Here is a 16,517-nt window from a genome sequence, read left to right as displayed (position 1 = left end):
GAGACGCATCTCCGAAGCGGACGTTATAAGATGTGAGCTCCCCCGCCGGTCTAGCGCAAAATCAGAGGGCCCTCAGCGCGATCTCGATGATGCGACGTCTTGCTGACGACCTGCTTGCCATACCTCGACGATGCGGGAGCTGTTGGCGATGTCCTCGGACGGGTCCGCGGCTAGGATGACGAGATCCGCGCGGCGGTTAGCTTCCAGGCTGCCGCGATCGGTTAGATCGAGAAGTTCCGCCGCCCGCGACGTCGCGGTGATCAGAGCCTTCATGGGTGTGAAGCCCGCCTGTACCATCAGCGTCAACTCGCGGTGCTCCGCCACGCCTGGTATGCGCTCGGGTGCCGCGCCGCTGTCCGTCCCGAACCCGATCCGCACGCCGGCGTCGTCAAGACGCTTCAGGTTGGCAAGGTTCACAGCTAGAGAGTCGCGAGCGGCCTGTGCTTTGGCGCTCGTGCGCGTCTCGCGTTGCCAGGTGGGATCCTCGAAAAGGGCCTTGAGCTCAGGCGCGAGCGCCGTTTGGACGAAGGAGTTCTGCGCCCAAGCCGGTGCGTCAGCGTAGGCGAAAGTCGCCTCATCCAGGGCGAGTGTCGCGATGTACCAAGTGTTGCGCGCCTTCAGCAGCGCGATGAAATCCGCATCGACTGGCTTGTCACGCACCCCATGCGCCAGCACATCCACGCCGGCGTTGGTGACCGCACGCGCGTCCTCCAAGTCGTGTACGTGCGCAGCGACCCGCAAACCAAGCCGATGTGCCTCGTCGATCACGGCCGCGTAGATCACTGGCTGCATCTTGGCCGGCACGGACCCGCCGAAGTCGTCGAGCCATAGCTTCACCATGTCGGTGCCGCGCGCCTTCATCGCACGGACCGCCTCGCGACCCTCATCAGCGTTCGCAGGGCGGAAAAGCTGATCCGCGCTCACGCGGATCATCGCCTGTGGTGGTCCTCCATTGGGTACGCCAATACCGCGATCGACGCCGAACAGATCCGCGCCGGGGATCCGTCCCGCGTGGGCCTCGGCACGGATCTCGGGCATGATCGCGCCGTTGAGCCCAAGCGCCATCACCGTAGTCACACCCCGGGCCGTATAGGCCTTGAGCTGGGCGAGGATGTTCTCGCGCGTGTAATTCTGGGCGCCCACCTCAACGCCCTGCACGATGCCGACATGGGAGTGGTCGGAGATCAGCCCCGGCATGATCGTGCGGCCGCGCTGCTCCCGGACCTCAGCATCGGACGGCACCGTGACCGCGGATTTTGGACCTGCTGCGACGATGCGGTCGCCGTCGACGATCAGCACCGCATCCTCGATAGGCTGGGCCGATCGACCGTCGATCAGCCGCACTCCCGTGAAGGCCAACGGTTTTGCGACGGCACTTCCGACGCAAATCAGGCTCATGGCAGTCCCCACAGCCGGCAGAAGCGCGTCCCATCGCATCGCACATTCCTCCCGATCCACCGCAAGACATTGGCGGTCGCTATGTTTGGCGTGCGACCTCAGATCCTGCGTATGTTCCAAGCGTCGATGTGAGGGCTTTCCGGCGCGGTTGTCGAGGTGTGTCGTTCAGCTCAAGCGTCGCTGGTCTGTGACAAACATCGCGGTAAGGGAGATCATGATGCGGCGGCGTGAACTGCTCCTGGGCATGGCGAGCCTCGCCTCGACCTCGTCCGCACGGGCTCAACAGCCTGACTCTGTTCTTCATCTAACTCTGGGGACCGCCACGCCAGGCGGTTCTTTCCCCGCCTTCGGTCGCGCACTGATCGCAGCGGTCCATGAGATCGACCCAGGTGTGATAATCGGGCCGAGGATCACGAAGGGCTCGACGGAGAACCTGACCCTGCTCAAATCGGCTGAGCTCGATCTTGCCCTTGTGCAGGGCGAGTACGCCTACGAGGCTCTATCTCGCCAGAGTGCCGACGGCGGTGGCTTGAAGGTTGTGGCCCCCATCGATGCCTCGCCCGGCATGTTTGTGGTCCGAGCCGCCAGTCCGGTTCAAAGCATCCCGGATCTGCGCGGTCGTGCCGTCGCGCTCGGCACGCGCGGCTCCGGCTTTACGATCATGGGTCGAACCGTGCTCCAGGGCTCTGGAATCGATCCTGACCACGACATTACGCCGATCCTTCTCGACGATGCCGGCGACGGCGCCACACAGGTTCTCGACGGCCGCGCAGCGGCCTTGTGGGGTGCGAGTCTCGGCTGGCCGGGCTTCAAGACCCTCGCGGATGCGCCGGGTGGCGCCCGCTTCTTCGGCCCGCGCCCGGAAGCGGTCCCCAAGATCCTGACGATTCGGGCCTCAATGCGCCGCCTGACTGTTCCGCCCGGCTCCTTCCGCGGACAGGACGCGGCGATCGCGACCGTCGGGTCTTGGAGCTTCATCCTAGGCCGGCCAGGGCTTGATGACGCCTATGTCACGCGCCTCGTGCGGGCGATCGATCGCGGCCGGAACACTTTGGCCCGGCTCTATCCTCAGGGCAGCGAGAGCGACCCGCGCAACCTGGTCTCGAACGTACCGACCACATGGCTGCATCCGGCGACTGCGGCGTATCTCCGTGAGGTCGGGGCCAATCTCGAGTGATAAGCGAGCGACGACTTTTAGGCTGCGGCGTTTCGAGCTAAGCCGGTGCGGCCAAACTCGGCGTTTGAACCGACTGGCCCGTGAGGAAGCCCGAGATGATCCGCTCGCTGTGCGTTGCCGTGGCGACGCTCGCCCTGACGCTGCCCGCCGTACGCGCCGACGAGATCAAGTCGGGTGAAGCACCTGCTTCCTCCGTAACGACATCCTCGGCACCCGCGACGCAGGTCCCCGAAATCGCGTTCGACTCGGTCCCAGACTTCCTGAAGCTGCCGCCGGACATCAATTTCGGCGAGGTGGCGGGCATCGCCCTGAACTCGAAGGGCCATATTTTCATCCTGTCACGCGGGGCGACACAAGGGCCGGCCTACGGCGCCGCCGCCGCCCAGCTCCTGGAGTTCAATCCGGACGGCACCTTCATCCGGGAGATCGGCCACGGCCTTTACGCTTGGTCCTACGCCCACGTCGTGCGCGTCGATCGCGAGGACAACATCTGGGTCATGGACAAGGGCTCGGACATGGTGGTGAAGTTCACCCCAGAGGGCCGCGTCGCCATGGTCTGGGGGCGTAAGACCGAGGCTGCCGACGATACTGCGGAGCCTTGGAAGCACCCCACGCCGCCGCTGCCGCCTGTGCAGGGCCAATTCCGGCAGGTCACCGATGTGGCCTGGGACAAGGCGGGCAACGCCTACATCAGCGACGGCTACATCAACTCGCGCATTGCCAAGATCGACAAGGACGGCAACTGGGTTGATTCGTACGGCAGCTACGGCACCGAGCCGGGTCAGTTTCGCACCCTGCATTCCATCGCCGCGGACGCGAATGACAACATCTACATCGCCGATCGTGGCAATGCCCGCATCCAGGTGATGGATACCGCTGGCCACATTCAGCGGATCATAAAGATCGAGGTGCCGTTCGATTATGACAAGGCGCGCGCCATCATCCGCGGCAAGCCGGCAAGGGACCGCACCACGGTCGATCTGTTCACGCCGGGCGCGCCCTGGGCTTTGTGCATCACGCCCGGGCCCAAACAAGTGCTTTTCGTCGCCGACGCCTTCCCGGGGCGGATCTACAAGCTGTCTCTCGACGGCAAGGTGCTGGGCGTGCTTGGCGAGACGGGCAAACAGCTCAAGCAGTTCGGCTGGATCCACGAGATCGCCTGCCCGTCCGAGAACGAGATCTATGTCGGCGAACTGCTGAACTGGCGCCCGCAAAAGCTGGTGCTACACCCGTGATTGTGCAGGCGTTCGCTTCGCGCCCATCTGAGACGTTCAAAATCTTCGCCTCAGTGCCTTGAAGCGGGGCCCGGCCGGATCAAGCTGTCCCCGTAGCGCGAACTGCGTTCACCGTCTGAAAATAGCGGTCAAGCCGCATAGGCCAATGAAGGTCCGCATGGTCTCGTTCGGGATCGCGACGTCTACCGCATCGAACGATAGGCCGCCGGCCCGGCACCCGTGTCGTCCGAGAACAGTCGCGAATTGGGAGCGCGAATGGGCCAGCTCCATCACGCCATCATCTAAGCGGAAGCAAAGTTCGCCGCAGCGGTAGTCCAGTTCATCACGGCGCGTTGAGCGCTCGGCGAGCGGTTCAAGCCCGCACGGCAAGCTATTCCCGCCGTCAATGACGACAAAAAATGCTGCACCGACCTTAGATGGAGAATTGTATCTCCATGTTTCTGGTCGTCTCGCATGAACGAACTCATCAAATTGCCGCACTGGCCCGATGAATGCATAATACGATATGCTGCTGTACGTAGCCGTCGAGCCCCCCGTCCAGATTGATCGAGGCGAATTTAAGGTATGGCGGCGATTGTCCGACTGGCCCTGTTGCGGCCCTACACCTTTGTCGTGATGTCGATCCTGATCCTAATCTTCGGGGTCATGGCGATCGTGCGCACCCCGACCGACATCTTCCCCCGTATCGGCATACCGGTGATCAGCGTCGTCTGGCAGTACACCGGGTTGCAGCCCGACGACATGGCGGGGCGCATCGTCTCTGTGTTCGAGCGCTCGCTGACCACCACGGTCAACGATATCGAGCACACCGAGTCGCAATCGGTCCCGGGCTACGGGATCGTGAAAATTTACTTCCAGCCAGGTGTCGACATCACTGCGGCGCAGGCGCAGGTCACCTCTATCTCTCAGACGCAGCTCAAGCAGCTGCCGCCGGGCGTCACGCCGCCCCTGATGCTCGCCTACAACGCGTCGAGCGTGCCGATCATCCAGCTCGCCCTGTCCAGCGACAGCCTCTCGCAGACAGCGCTCAACGACCTCGCGCAGAACTTCATCCGGCCTCAGCTCACCACGATCCCCGGGGCGCAGCTGCCCTACGCCTACGGCGGCGCCGCGCGTCAAGTGCAGATCGATCTCGACCAGTCAGCGCTGCACGCCCACGGCCTGTCGGCGGCCGACGTCGGCGCAGCCTTGGCCCGGCAGAACCTGATCAACCCGGTAGGCACCCAGAAGATCGGGACCTTCGAGTGGATCGTCGACCTCAACGACTCACCCAAGACCATCGAGGCGTTCAACGACCTGCCGGTCAAGGTCGTGGACGGCGCCGTGGTTTTCATGCGCGACGTCGCCCACGTGCGCAACGGCTCGCCGCCCCAGACCAACGTCGTCCAGCTTGACGGCAAAAAGGGCGTGCTGATGTCGATCCTCAAGATCGGCAACGCCTCGACCTTGGACATCATCGCCGACGTCAAGGCGCGCCTGCCCGCCATCCAGGCGGGGCTGCCGACGGGCGTCGACCTCAAGTACGTGGCCGACCAGTCGGGCTTCGTGCGCGAGTCCGTGGTGGCGGTGGTGCGCGAAGGGGTCATCGCCGCGGCGCTGACAGGCCTGATGATCCTGGTCTTTCTGGGCAGCTGGCGCTCGACCCTGATCATCACCGTGTCGATCCCGCTCGCCGTGCTGTGCTCGCTGATCGCGCTCTCGGCGCTCGGGCAGACCATCAACGTGATGACGCTTGGCGGGCTCGCCCTGGCGGTCGGCATCCTCGTGGATGACGCCACCGTGACCATCGAGAACATCAATCGACACATGGAGGAGTTCGGCGAGGACATCGTCACCGCGATCACCCGCGGGGCGCAGGAGATCATGCCGCCGGCCACCGTCGCCCTGTTTTGCATCTGCATCGCCTTCGTGCCGCTTCTGGCGCTTGGCGGCGTGGCGGGCTTCCTGTTCCGGCCGCTGGCGATGGCGGTGGTGTTCGCGATGATCGCGTCCTACGCGCTTACCTACACCCTGGTGCCGACGCTGGCGCGCTACCTGCTGACCGAGCACGCCCACGGACAGGATCCGGCCGGCAAGCCCAGCGTCTTCGCCCGGTTTCAGCGCGGCTTCGAGCGCCGCTTCGAGGCCCTGCGGCAGGCCTATCTCGGGCTGCTCGGCTTGGCGCTGTCGCGCCGGAAGTCCTTCGCGGTCGGCTTCCTCGCGGTAGTCGGCCTGTCGTTCGGCCTCGTCCCCTATCTCGGGCGGGACTTCTTTCCGGACGTGGATGCGGGGGCGCTACGCATCCACCTGCGGGCTCCCACGGGCACGCGCATCGAGGAGATGACGGCGTTGACCGGGCGGGTCGAGGGAAGGCTGCGCGCGCTGATCCCACCGGGACGCGTGGCCAGCGTTGTCAACAACATCGGCCTTCCGATCAGCGGCATCAACATTTCCTACGGCAACAGCGGCACCATCGGTACCTTCGACGCCGACATGCTTGTGACCCTCGACGAGGCCGGAGGCGGCGGCGAGGGCGGCCGATCGACCGCGGCCCTGACCCGGCAGCTGCGCGAGCGTCTGCCGCAGGATTTTCCAGGCGTGACCTTCGCTTTCCTGCCCGCCGACATCGTCAGCCAGATCCTGAACTTCGGCTCCCCCGCTGCGCTGGATGTGCAGGTCGCCAGCCGCGACGTGGCGGGGGGCCGCGCCTACGCCAACACGCTCCTGGCCCGGGTTCGCCGCGTGGCCGGGGTGGCGGACGCGCGCATCCAGGAGCAGGCGCGCAACCCCGCGCTGCGGGTCGATTTCGACCGCGCGCTCGCCGGGGTCGTCGGCCTGACCGAGGGCGACGCGGCCGCGAGCCTCCAAGCTACGCTGTCGGGCAGTACGCAGACCGCCCCGACCTACTGGCTCGACCCACGCAACGGCGTGTCCTACCCGGTCTCTGTCCAGACGCCGCAATATTCGATCGACACGCTGGGCGCGCTCAACAACCTGCCGATCACCGCCGCCCGCTCGGAGCAGCTCCTGGGGGGCTTGGCGACGATCCACCCGGAGCCGCTCAGCGCGGTGGCGACCGACTACAACATCGCCCCCACCGTCAACATCCTGGCCACGACGCAGGACCGTGATCTCGGCGGCGTCACCGCGGACATCCAGCGGGCGATTGACGAGACGCGGGCCGACCTGCCGAAGGGGGCGACCGTCACAGTGCGCGGGCAGGCGGTAACCATGGCGCAAGCCTACCAGCAACTGCTCGTGGGCCTCGCCTTCGCGATCGTGCTCATCTACCTGCTCATCGTCGTCAACTTTCAGTCCTGGGTCGACCCGTTCGTCATCGTGACGGCGCTGCCGGCGGCGCTCGCCGGCATCGTGTGGATGCTGTTCGCCACGCACACCCACGTCTCGGTGCCAGCGCTGACGGGGGCGATCATGTGCATGGGTGTGGCGACCGCCAACTCGATTCTGGTCATCAGCTTCGCCCGTGAGCAGCTCGACGCGGGACGCACGGCGATCGAGGCTGCCCTGGCGGCCGGGGCGACGCGTCTGCGGCCTGTGATGATGACCGCGCTGGCAATGATGATCGGCATGGCGCCGATGGCGATCGAGCCGGGTCAGAACGCGCCGCTCGGCCGCGCCGTGATCGGCGGACTGCTGTTCGCCACGCTTGCGACGTTGTTCTTCGTGCCGGTGGTGTTCGGCATCGTGCATGGGCGGCCCCGCCGCGCCGGGGCCCGGCGCGAAGACGCTTCCCCCCAAGCCCTCTCATCCCCATCAGCCTAACCCCAGATCCCGCATGCACCCCACCCAACACGTCAAATCCGAGGACGCCGCGCACGCGGGCGCCCAGCCAGCTGTCGCGTCGCCTCGCCCCCCATCGGGGCGCCGGGTCAGCCTGCTGCTGGCGGGCGTGGCAATCGGCGCCGCGGCGCTCGCCTGGGTCGGCATCAACGACCGGGCGAAGGGGATGCAGGAGGTCGAGAGCTGGACCGAACAGCAAGCAGTGCCCACCGTCCGTATAGTGCACGCGCGGCGCGGGCCCATGGACGAGGACCTGACCTTGCCCGGGTCGCTGAGCGCCTTCTACACCGGTACACTGTATGCCCGCGCCAGCGGCTACGTCACGGCCTGGCATCGTGATATTGGCGCCCGCGTGCGCAAGGACGAGGTCCTAGCCGAGATCTCGGCGCCCGACCTCGACCAGCAACTCGCCGAGGCGCGCGCCACCCTCGTTCAGCTCCAGGCCGCGGTCGACCAAGCTCAAGCGAACGCCGATCTCAGCGCGGCCACCAACAAACGCACCGCCCGCCTGGTAACGCAGGGCTGGTCGAGCGAGGAACGCGGCGACACCGACCGCTTCACCGCGGCCTCGCGTACGGCGGCCCTATCGGTGGCCAAGGCGAACATCGTCGCCCAGCAGGCAAATGTCGGGCGTCTGGAGGAACTGACACGGTTCAAGGAGGTCCGAGCACCCTTCGATGGGGTCGTGACCGCGCGCAACGTCGATATCGGCGACCTGCTCACCGCGGGGGGCACCTCGGGTCGGCCGCTCTATCGGGTCTCGGACCTCCACCGGGTGCGTGCCTACGTGAACGTGCCGCAGGTCTTCCTCGCCGTGATGAGGCCGGGGCTGAAGGCTTCCTTGCACGTGCCTGGGCAGGAGGCATCGTTCGACGCAGAGGTGACCTCGACCGCGAACGCCATCGCGGAAGACTCCCGCAAGGGTCTCGTGGAGCTCCAGGCTGACAACCCGGAAGGCAAACTCTGGCCGGGGGCGTTCGTGGAGGTGCGGTTCCACGTGCCTTCAGACCCGGGGACGCTGCGCGTGGCCGCCACCGCGCTGGTTTTCGACCGCAACGGCACGCAGGTGGCGCAGGTGGGCGACGACCACCGGGTCGCGCTCAAGCCTGTGACGCTCGGGCGGAACCTCGGCAACGAGGTCGAGGTGCGCGCCGGCGTGGGCATTGCCGATCGGCTGATCGACAACCCTCAGGAGTTCCTGGCCAGCGGAGACGTCGTCCGCGTCGCTGGAGAGGAGGCTGCGCCGCGCACCGCCTCAGCGAACTGACGATCGCCCCCCGCGGCCGACGTTCCCGGCCCCCGCGCGGTGCAACTCTACCCGCTATCGCGATTGGAACAGGCTGTCGTGCCGCCGGACCGCACGGCGCTTCCACTGGCCGCCGGCGGCCACGTAATGGCAGTTGGCCGCGGCTGTCTGCTTTGCCGTCTCGAACGCGCTGAACCTGCCGGACGGCTTCCGGCCAGATCCCGCCGTTCCAGATAGGTTGTATGAATGTCTGTGATAGGTGGTTTACTGCTTGTCTGATTTCGGCCGGTAACTATGTAGCGCGGACGCCTTTTCGAAGTTTGACGAGATGCAAAAAAGTTCGGCGATCGCTGGCACTCAAACTCGACATCAACTTTATGATTGTAATTGACGATGCCGCGCCCAATCAGGCCGCATGCTGCTGATAATCTTTGATCTCGGGCTCAGTGATCCGCTTTACGGATCAAAGTTCCGCGTTAACGACCTAGGGTTGGACGCGACCACTTTACCGATGAAGTGGCCTCGTTGATGTTTGCCCCTTGCCACTGTTACGCCTTCGCCGCGATCATGGCGCTGACGCGTGTGGCCAATGTCTCGACTGGGAAAGGCTTGGTGATCATGGCCATCCCAACATCGAGGAACCCCGTCGGGGTCGCAGCGCCCTCGGCATACCCGGTGATGAACAGGACCTTCAGGTCGGGGCGGGTCTCACGTGCCTGATCGGCCATCTGACGACCGTTCAACCCAGGCAGGCCGACATCCGTGATGAGAAGGTCGATTTTCGCGGATGTCTGCAGGACCTGCAGTCCGGTGGGGCCGTCAACGGCCAGGAGCGTCCGGTAGCCGAGGTCGTGGAGTACCTCGACGACAAGGTCGCGAACCACCTGCTCGTCCTCGACCACCAACACGATCTCGCCCTCGCCACGCTGGAGTTCGGGCACCTCCGCCACGGTCGCCACCTCGGCACCGGCGCCGTGATATCGAGGGAGGTAGATGCCGATGGTGGTGCCGACGCCGACCTCGCTCTCGATACGGGCATGCCCCTCGGACTGCTTGGCGAACCCGTATATCATCGAAAGGCCGAGACCGGTGCCCTGGCCGAGAGGCTTCGTGGTGAAGAACGGGTCGAAGGCCCGTGCGATGATCTCCGGCCGCATGCCCGTACCGGTGTCCGTCACCCGGATGCAGACGAACTCTTCCGGTATGTCGCCGGGCCTCGGGTCCGCGACCGCCTCGGAAAGATGACCATTGCGGGTCTGAATGGTGAGGGAGCCCCCGTTTGACATAGCGTCGCGCGCGTTGATGGCGAGGTTGAGGATCGCGTTCTCAAGCTGGTGCGGGTCGCATAGCGTCGGCCAGAGGCCGTGTGCCGTCTCGATCCGCAGCTCTATGGCCTCGCTGATGGTCCGCCGCAGCAGGTCCGACATACCGATGATGAGGGCGTTCGCATCGGTCGGCTTCGGGTCTAACGGCTGCCGGCGCGCGAAGGCGAGGAGGCGGTGCGTCAGCGCGGCCGCCCGGTTGGCCGATGACATCGCCGTCTCGACGTAGCGGCCGATGTTTTCCATGCGGCCCTTGGCCATGCGCGATTGCAGCAGGTCGAGCGACCCGACGATGCCGGTCAGCAGGTTGTTGAAATCGTGCGCGATGCCCCCGGTCAGTTGGCCGACAGCCTCCATTTTCTGGGCCTGCCGCAGATCATGTTCCATGCGCCCGCGTTCGAGGGCCTCGGCCCGAAGCCGCTCGTTGGCCTCCGCAAGCTCGGCGGTCCGGGCGGCGACCTGGCTCTCCAAGTTGGCGCCCGCCTCGCGAAGCTGGACTGCCTGGGTTTCAAGCTCGGCATAAAGCGCCACGACCCCGCGGTTGGTCTCAGCGAGCTCGGCGTTGAGGCGGAGTGCCTCTTCCTCGCGCTCGGCGATCTCCGCCAGGCTCCTGAGCAGGTCGCGGTTCTGCTCCCGCATCGCCGCGCTCGGGTCCTCTGGGCGGGCCCGGGCCACGGCGTCCGCCATCGCGGCCAGCCCGGCCCCGGTGAAGGACTTACCTCCGGCGGGCAGGAGCTTGCCGAAGGTGACGACGGTGCCGCGTCCGACGGTCGAGGAGATCTCGAACCGGTCCATCAAGCGACGCGAACCCGTGATGCCGATGCCGAGCCCGGTGGTCGACCGGTAGCGGCCTTCCAGGATCGCGTCCAACTCGGGGATACCCGGCCCCGCGTCGCTGATCCTGATTGCGAGGGATTGTCCTTCCCTGCCGTCGTCGACGCCGTACTCGACCTTGCCGCCGCCGGCGTAGCCCAAAGCGTTCCGGGCGATCTCCGAGACCGCCGTAGCGATCCGGGTCTGGTCCTGCACTCCGAACCCGAGGCGCTCACCGAGGCCGCGGACGCGCTGGCGCACCGCGATGACGTCCTCCTCCCGTTCGATCGAAGTGGTGAGGAGTGGCCACCTCACGAGGATCCTCCTCGGATGACCACGACCGTGGCGTCGTCGCGTACGCGGGTAAAGTCGCGATACAGCACCCCGGCGATGAGGCTCGGGTGCGCCCCGACGAGCCCGGGATAGGCTTCGAGCGACCAGCTCGTCCCGATACCGTCGGAGCACAGCACGAACAGTCCGCCGACGGGAAGCGGGTACTCGAACTCCTGGATGCGGCGGGCCACATGGCCGGCGGTCCCGGCGAGGGAGACCGTACGCTTGGTCTCGCCGCGGCCCACGACGGCCCCTGCGACGTTCCCGATGCCGGCGAAGGTCACCAAGCCCTTGTCCGGCTCATAGCTGGCGACAGAGACCGCCCCTCCACGGGTATGGCCTAGACCGGCATGGACGGCGGCGAGAATGTTGCCCGGCGCCTCGTGCTCGTACTTGCGGAACAGCCGCACCGCCTCCTGGGAGGCCTTCGCTGCCTCAGGGCCATGTCCGAGCCCATCGGCGACGATGATGGTCCATCCTGTACCGCGCCGACGGATGCAGTACGCGTCCCCGTTCACCGTCTCGCCTCTCAGCGGCACCGCCACCGCGCCGGCGAAGGGCTGGACCGCCGCATCCGCATCCTTGGCCGTGGGGTTGGCGACGAGGCGGGAGAGGATCCCGGTGCCCTTGCCAGGCCAGGACACGATGTCGAAGGCCTGGGACTGTCGTCGCACCGCCCCAAGACCGTTGCCGGCGCTTCCCCCGGTCGAATGCCCGTCGCGCATGGCATCGGCGAGATTGGCTAGGCCGGTACCCTTGTCCAGGGCCAGGATCTCAACCCCGGTCCCGGTCTCGTCCTCGAACGCGTTCAGGATGATCTCGCCGGAAGCCCCGTACTTGACGAGGTTGGTCGACAGCTCCGTCGCGACGATGGCGACGCGACCGGTCGCTGTCTCCCCGAACCCCAATCCCTGTGCCAATCCGGTCGCACGCCGGCGGGCCTCGGCGACCTGGCTGGCCTCCGTCACGGGTACGCTGATCATCGCCTACTTCCAGCGCGCGATGGTTACGCGGGTCCCGACGCCGACGGCCGACTCGATATGGAACTCGTTGGACAGACGTTTCGCTCCGCCCAGCCCGAGGCCGAGGCCGCCGCCCGTGGTATAGTGATCGGTCAACGCCTTCTCGATGTCGGGAATGCCGGGCCCCTTGTCCGAGAACGACAGCCGTACGCCCTTGCGCATGCCTTCCTGCAGGACATCGATGCGGACCTCCCCGCCGCCGCCGTAGTCGAGGGCGTTGCGGGCGAGCTCGCTGGCCGCGGTGACGATCTTGGTCTGGTCGACGAGCCCGAGACCGACCTCGATGGCACGCGCACGCACGGCCTGCCGAACACGGACCACGTCATCGCCGGAGCCGATGGGAAGGGTCTCAGTCTTCGCGACGGGCACGTGCGCTCCCGTCTTCATCGTCCTCGTGGAGGCGGGCCTGCATCATCGCCATGCCGCGCTCGACGTTCAGGGCCGTCTTGATGCCGGTCAGTTCGAGCCCGAGCTCGACGAGGGTGATGGCAACCGCCGGGCGCATGCCGACCACGACAGTCTCGGCATCAAGTACGCGGGAGATGGCGGCGATGTTGTCGAGCATGCGCCCGATGAAGGAGTCGACGATTTCCAGCGCCGAGATCTCGATCAGCACGCCGCGGGCGCCCGTCGAGACGATCCGGTTCGTCAGATCCTCCTCCAGGGCGAGGGCGAGCCGGTCGTGCATGTCGACCTGGATGGTGACGATGAGCACGCCGCCGAGCTTGAGGATCGGGATGCGGTCCATGATGGCGGTCCCGGTCCTCAGGAAGCCGACGGGACGACGGGTTGCTTGCGCACCACCGTTCGGCCGGTCCGCCTCAGGGCAAGGGCGAAGGCGTCCGCTAGGGTCGCTTTGGAGACCACGTTCAACTCCACGCCAAGGTGGACCATGGTCTGCGCGATCTGTGGCCGGATGCCGGAGATGATGCAATCGGCGCCCATGAGGCGCGCCGCCGCGATCGCCTTCAGAAGGTGCTGCGCCACCAAGGTGTCGACGGTGGGCACGCCGGTGATGTCGATGATGGCGATCTCCGCTTCCTCGTCGACGATGGCCTGGAGCAGGTTCTCCATGACGACGCCGGTGCGGGCGCTGTCGAGGGTGCCGATCAGCGGCAAGGCGAGGATGCCGTCCCACAGCCTGACCACCGGGGTGGACAGCTCGGCGATCTCCTGACCCTGGCGCCCGATTACCTCCTCGCGGCTCTGGAGGAACACCTCCATCGTGTGGAGCGACAGCTGGTCGAGCAGGTGGCTCGTCGATAGGATCCCACCGGCCAGGGCCTTGGCGTCATCAGCGTGAAGCCGGGTCAACGAAGAGAAGATCGGCTCTTTGAGCGACAGGACGAACTTGGCGGTGTCGGTCGGCGTGAAGCCCTGGATGGCGCGGGACCGCGAAATTTCGCCGAGGGTATCGCGAAGGGTCGCGTAGGCCTCCAGGTCCCCGTTCGAGCTGCCGGACGCCAGGGCATCGCGCAATTGCCCGAGTACCGTCTTGGCCTGGGTCTGAAGTTCGGCCTCCCGGATGCGGCCCGTCTGTAGCGCTCCGCCGGACTTGAGAAGGTTCAGCCATCCCGTGAGGATCGCGTCTTCTTCCTCGGATACGACCCGTACCAGGGCCGCGGTTCCCTCGTTCGCCATTCGTAGATTCCTCGTGCCCGCGCCCGTTTGGCAAGGGTCACTGCAATGCTCGGGTGGGCATAGCCCCTTGCCGAGGGAAAACCTAGCGAGCCCAAACGTTTGTACCTGGGCTGCATGCTTCGAGCATCGTCATTCGTCGAAGTTGCGACCTCCCCGCACGGAACCGGCGGTCACCACCGCCCTGGATCCCGTCGCGATAACGAACGGCGGATCGTGCGCCCGACCGGATCGAACCGCTAAGATCCGTTTAAACGAGTCGTTCATTCGGGAAGCAGGTCTTTCTCTCCCGGGAAAAATGGAGGTTCTGCGACGAATTTCGTTCTATCGGATACCAAGCGGCGGCGAGAACCGGTCGCTTTCCAAAGCATCCGGGGCGTGACACTCCCCATCCATGAGCAGCCTGCACAAACTGATCGGGACGGTCGCCCGCCGACGTCATTCGCCGGTCACGGATTACGGCGTCACGTTGCTGCTGGTCGGCGCCATGACGTTCGTCCGGTTTCTGGCACCGGCCCATGTCGCACCGTTCCTGCTGTATATTCCGGTCCTGCTCGTCGTCACCCTGGCTTTTGGCTGGGGTGCCGGAACGTTTGCGCTGTCGTTGTCCACCCTGATCGCCGCGTGGTTCTACACGCGCGATGGGATGCTCGGCAGCGTCGACGTGGCCCTGCTGTGCCAGTACGTGACTGTCGGCGCGACCATGGTTTGGATCTGCCACGCGCTGCGCCGGTCCGTGGTGCAGAACGAAGCCACTCTGGAGCGGCTCAACGCGGCGAACCACATTCTCGTCGACAGGGAGACGGCGTTGACCAACGCCAACGCCGTGGCGGAGGCCGCTAAAAAAGCGGCCGAGCAGGCCAACGCCGCGAAGAGCGACTTCCTTGCGAACATGAGCCATGAACTCCGGACCCCGCTTTCCGCCATCATCGGCTACAGTGAGATGATGGGCGAGGAGATCGCGGACGGCTGTGCGGCGCCGGACCTCGTGGCCGACATCGGCAAGGTCGAACGTAACGCGCGCCACCTGCTCGGGCTCATCAACGACGTGCTGGACCTGTCCAAGGTCGAGAGCGGCAAGATGGAGGTCTACGCCGAGGATTTCGCGGTGGAGGACATGATCCGCGACGTCGCGGGTTCTGTCGCGACGTTGGTCGGCAAGAAGGGCAACGGCCTGGAAATGCAGTTCGCCCCCGGGCTGGGCCGGATGCATTCCGACCTTACCAAGACGCGGCAGGTGCTGTTCAACTTCCTGAGCAACGCGGCCAAGTTCACAGACAAGGGTACCATCACGGTTGCTGCCTGCCGCATGACGGACGCATCGGGTGACGACCAGCTATCGTTCTCCGTCTCGGACACCGGAATAGGCATGACGGCCGAACAGGTGTCGCGCCTGTTCCGGCGCTTCGAGCAGGCCGACGCCTCCACGACGCGTAACTTCGGCGGCACCGGTCTTGGTCTTTCGCTCACGCGTGCCTTCGCCGACATCCTCTTCGGGACCATCACGGTGTCCAGTGTACCCGGCCAGGGCAGCACCTTCACGTTCGACGTGCCGGCGACCTACGTCCCACCCGTCGACGAGCAGGCCTCGCCCGATCCGGACGTCATCGGCGATGGCGGGGCGGAGGGCGACATCATCCTGGTCATCGACGACGATACGGATCAGCTCGCCCTCACGACGCGGTTCCTCCACCGCGAGGGCTTCCAGGTACGGACGGCCACGAACGGCAGGAGCGGGCTTGACCTTGCCCGGAAGCTGAGGCCGCGAGCCATCCTGCTGGACGTGATGATGCCGGGCGTGGACGGATGGTCTGTGCTGAGCCAGATCAAGGCTGACCCGATGCTGGCGCCGATCCCGGTCGTGATGGTCACCTCCGTCGACCAACGCAAGCTGGCGGCGTCCCTCGGCGCCTCGGACTACATGCTGAAGCCGGTCAACTGGGCTCGGTTCGGCAAGATCGTGAACCAGTTCAGGCTGGCGGAGCCGGACCGGCGTGGCACCGTCCTCCTGGTCGAGGACGAGGCCATGACCCGCATGGCGATGCGCTCCACCCTGGAGGAGGACGGCTGGTCGGTCGTAGAGGCCTCGAACGGCGAGGAGGGCCTGAAGCAAGTGGCCAATGCGAGGCCGGATGTTGTGATCGTCGACCTAAACATGCCCGTCATGGACGGCTTCGCCTTCCTGGAAGGCGTTCGGGCCGTGCCCGGCTGTGCGGACATCCCGGTGCTCGTCCTGACAGGCCGGGAGTTCTCGGCAGACGACCGGAGCAAGCTTCGCGGTGCCAGCCAGATCCTCAATCGTGGCGACCTGGCGTCGGCGAGCCTAGCTGAAAGGCTGAGGAACCTAACGGTCTAGTAGGGGGCGAGGATGGTTCAGCACATTGGTATCATAGCCATTTCGGCGTCTGCTTCGGAGCATCTAATTTCGCAGTCTGAACGACCGGGTTGGGTTGGTAGCAGGATGGCGGCTTTTCCGAACGACCCTCTCCAAAGCGGATAGGCGGCTTTCGGCCAGACTACGCCATGCCGGATAGCCGATGGGCGCAAAAGCGG

At 65.8% G+C, this 16,517-nt stretch carries 11 protein-coding genes; 5 read left to right on the top strand and 6 right to left on the bottom strand.

Going from position 1 to position 16,517, the window contains the following annotated elements; genetic code table 11:
- Positions 1–72 precede the first annotated feature (72 nt).
- On the bottom strand, positions 73–1,398 hold the full coding sequence (locus ACYQPG_RS27530; RefSeq protein ID WP_461232161.1) for an amidohydrolase family protein: 1,326 nt from the start codon (positions 1,396–1,398) through the stop codon (positions 73–75).
- A 217-nt stretch (positions 1,399–1,615) separates the two neighbouring features.
- Here ACYQPG_RS27530 and ACYQPG_RS27525 point away from each other — a divergent pair, with 217 nt between their 5' ends.
- The 4 genes from ACYQPG_RS27525 (at position 1,616) to ACYQPG_RS27510 (ending at position 8,857) form a co-directional block, all read left to right on the top strand.
- Positions 1,616–2,575: a TAXI family TRAP transporter solute-binding subunit gene (locus ACYQPG_RS27525; protein ID WP_147940964.1), complete on the top strand. Its 960-nt coding sequence runs from the start codon at positions 1,616–1,618 to the stop codon at positions 2,573–2,575.
- Positions 2,576–2,670: 95 nt separating this feature from the next.
- On the top strand, positions 2,671–3,810 hold the full coding sequence (locus ACYQPG_RS27520; protein ID WP_147940963.1) for a peptidyl-alpha-hydroxyglycine alpha-amidating lyase family protein: 1,140 nt from the start codon (positions 2,671–2,673) through the stop codon (positions 3,808–3,810).
- Between the two features lie 564 nt (positions 3,811–4,374).
- Entirely contained in the window at positions 4,375–7,572 is a 3,198-nt protein-coding gene (locus ACYQPG_RS27515; RefSeq protein WP_461232160.1) for an efflux RND transporter permease subunit, read from the top strand.
- 13 nt (positions 7,573–7,585) lie between these two features.
- Complete coding sequence (locus ACYQPG_RS27510) at positions 7,586–8,857, top strand: efflux RND transporter periplasmic adaptor subunit (RefSeq protein WP_461232159.1); 1,272 nt, start codon at positions 7,586–7,588, stop codon at positions 8,855–8,857.
- Between the two features lie 527 nt (positions 8,858–9,384).
- Here the strand turns inward: ACYQPG_RS27510 and ACYQPG_RS27505 are convergent.
- Genes ACYQPG_RS27505 through ACYQPG_RS27485 form a run of 5 tightly spaced genes read right to left on the bottom strand, consistent with a single transcriptional unit; the run spans position 9,385 to position 13,967 of the window.
- On the bottom strand, positions 9,385–11,286 hold the full coding sequence (locus ACYQPG_RS27505) for an ATP-binding protein (protein WP_461232158.1): 1,902 nt from the start codon (positions 11,284–11,286) through the stop codon (positions 9,385–9,387).
- Positions 11,283–12,287, bottom strand: coding sequence for a SpoIIE family protein phosphatase (locus tag ACYQPG_RS27500; protein WP_461232157.1), 1,005 nt, complete (start codon positions 12,285–12,287; stop codon positions 11,283–11,285). The genes ACYQPG_RS27505 and ACYQPG_RS27500 overlap by 4 nt, the downstream gene beginning before the upstream one ends.
- A 3-nt stretch (positions 12,288–12,290) precedes the next feature.
- Positions 12,291–12,695: an anti-sigma regulatory factor gene (locus ACYQPG_RS27495; protein ID WP_461232156.1), complete on the bottom strand. Its 405-nt coding sequence runs from the start codon at positions 12,693–12,695 to the stop codon at positions 12,291–12,293.
- Positions 12,676–13,074 carry an STAS domain-containing protein gene (locus ACYQPG_RS27490; RefSeq protein WP_147941608.1) on the bottom strand — a complete coding sequence of 133 codons (399 nt, stop codon included), beginning with the start codon at positions 13,072–13,074 and terminating at the stop codon, positions 12,676–12,678. Before ACYQPG_RS27490 ends, ACYQPG_RS27495 begins: the two co-directional genes overlap by 20 nt.
- A gap of 17 nt (positions 13,075–13,091) precedes the next feature.
- Positions 13,092–13,967 (bottom strand): STAS domain-containing protein, encoded by an 876-nt coding sequence (locus ACYQPG_RS27485; protein ID WP_461232155.1) that lies wholly within the window; start codon positions 13,965–13,967, stop codon positions 13,092–13,094.
- 466 nt (positions 13,968–14,433) lie between these two features.
- Here ACYQPG_RS27485 and ACYQPG_RS27480 point away from each other — a divergent pair, with 466 nt between their 5' ends.
- A complete protein-coding gene (locus ACYQPG_RS27480; RefSeq protein ID WP_461232154.1) occupies positions 14,434–16,320 on the top strand; it encodes an ATP-binding response regulator in 1,887 nt (628 codons plus the stop codon).
- The last annotated feature ends 197 nt before the right edge of the window (positions 16,321–16,517 follow it).

This window comes from Methylobacterium sp. CM6246, assembly GCF_054818005.1.
This window is presented reverse-complemented; position numbering and strand designations above follow the sequence as displayed.

Bases quoted from the DNA above. Each gene is read 5' to 3' on its own strand.
- ACYQPG_RS27520 (WP_147940963.1), top strand. From the start codon at position 2,671: ATGATCCGCTCGCTGTGCGTTGCCGTGGCGACGCTCGCCCTGACGCTG.
- ACYQPG_RS27515 (WP_461232160.1), top strand. From the start codon at position 4,375: ATGGCGGCGATTGTCCGACTGGCCCTGTTGCGGCCCTACACCTTTGTC.
- ACYQPG_RS27525 (WP_147940964.1), top strand. From the start codon at position 1,616: ATGCGGCGGCGTGAACTGCTCCTGGGCATGGCGAGCCTCGCCTCGACC.
- ACYQPG_RS27500 (WP_461232157.1), bottom strand. From the start codon at position 12,287: ATGATCAGCGTACCCGTGACGGAGGCCAGCCAGGTCGCCGAGGCCCGC.
- ACYQPG_RS27510 (WP_461232159.1), top strand. From the start codon at position 7,586: ATGCACCCCACCCAACACGTCAAATCCGAGGACGCCGCGCACGCGGGC.
- ACYQPG_RS27530 (WP_461232161.1), bottom strand. From the start codon at position 1,398: ATGAGCCTGATTTGCGTCGGAAGTGCCGTCGCAAAACCGTTGGCCTTC.
- ACYQPG_RS27485 (WP_461232155.1), bottom strand. From the start codon at position 13,967: ATGGCGAACGAGGGAACCGCGGCCCTGGTACGGGTCGTATCCGAGGAA.
- ACYQPG_RS27490 (WP_147941608.1), bottom strand. From the start codon at position 13,074: ATGGACCGCATCCCGATCCTCAAGCTCGGCGGCGTGCTCATCGTCACC.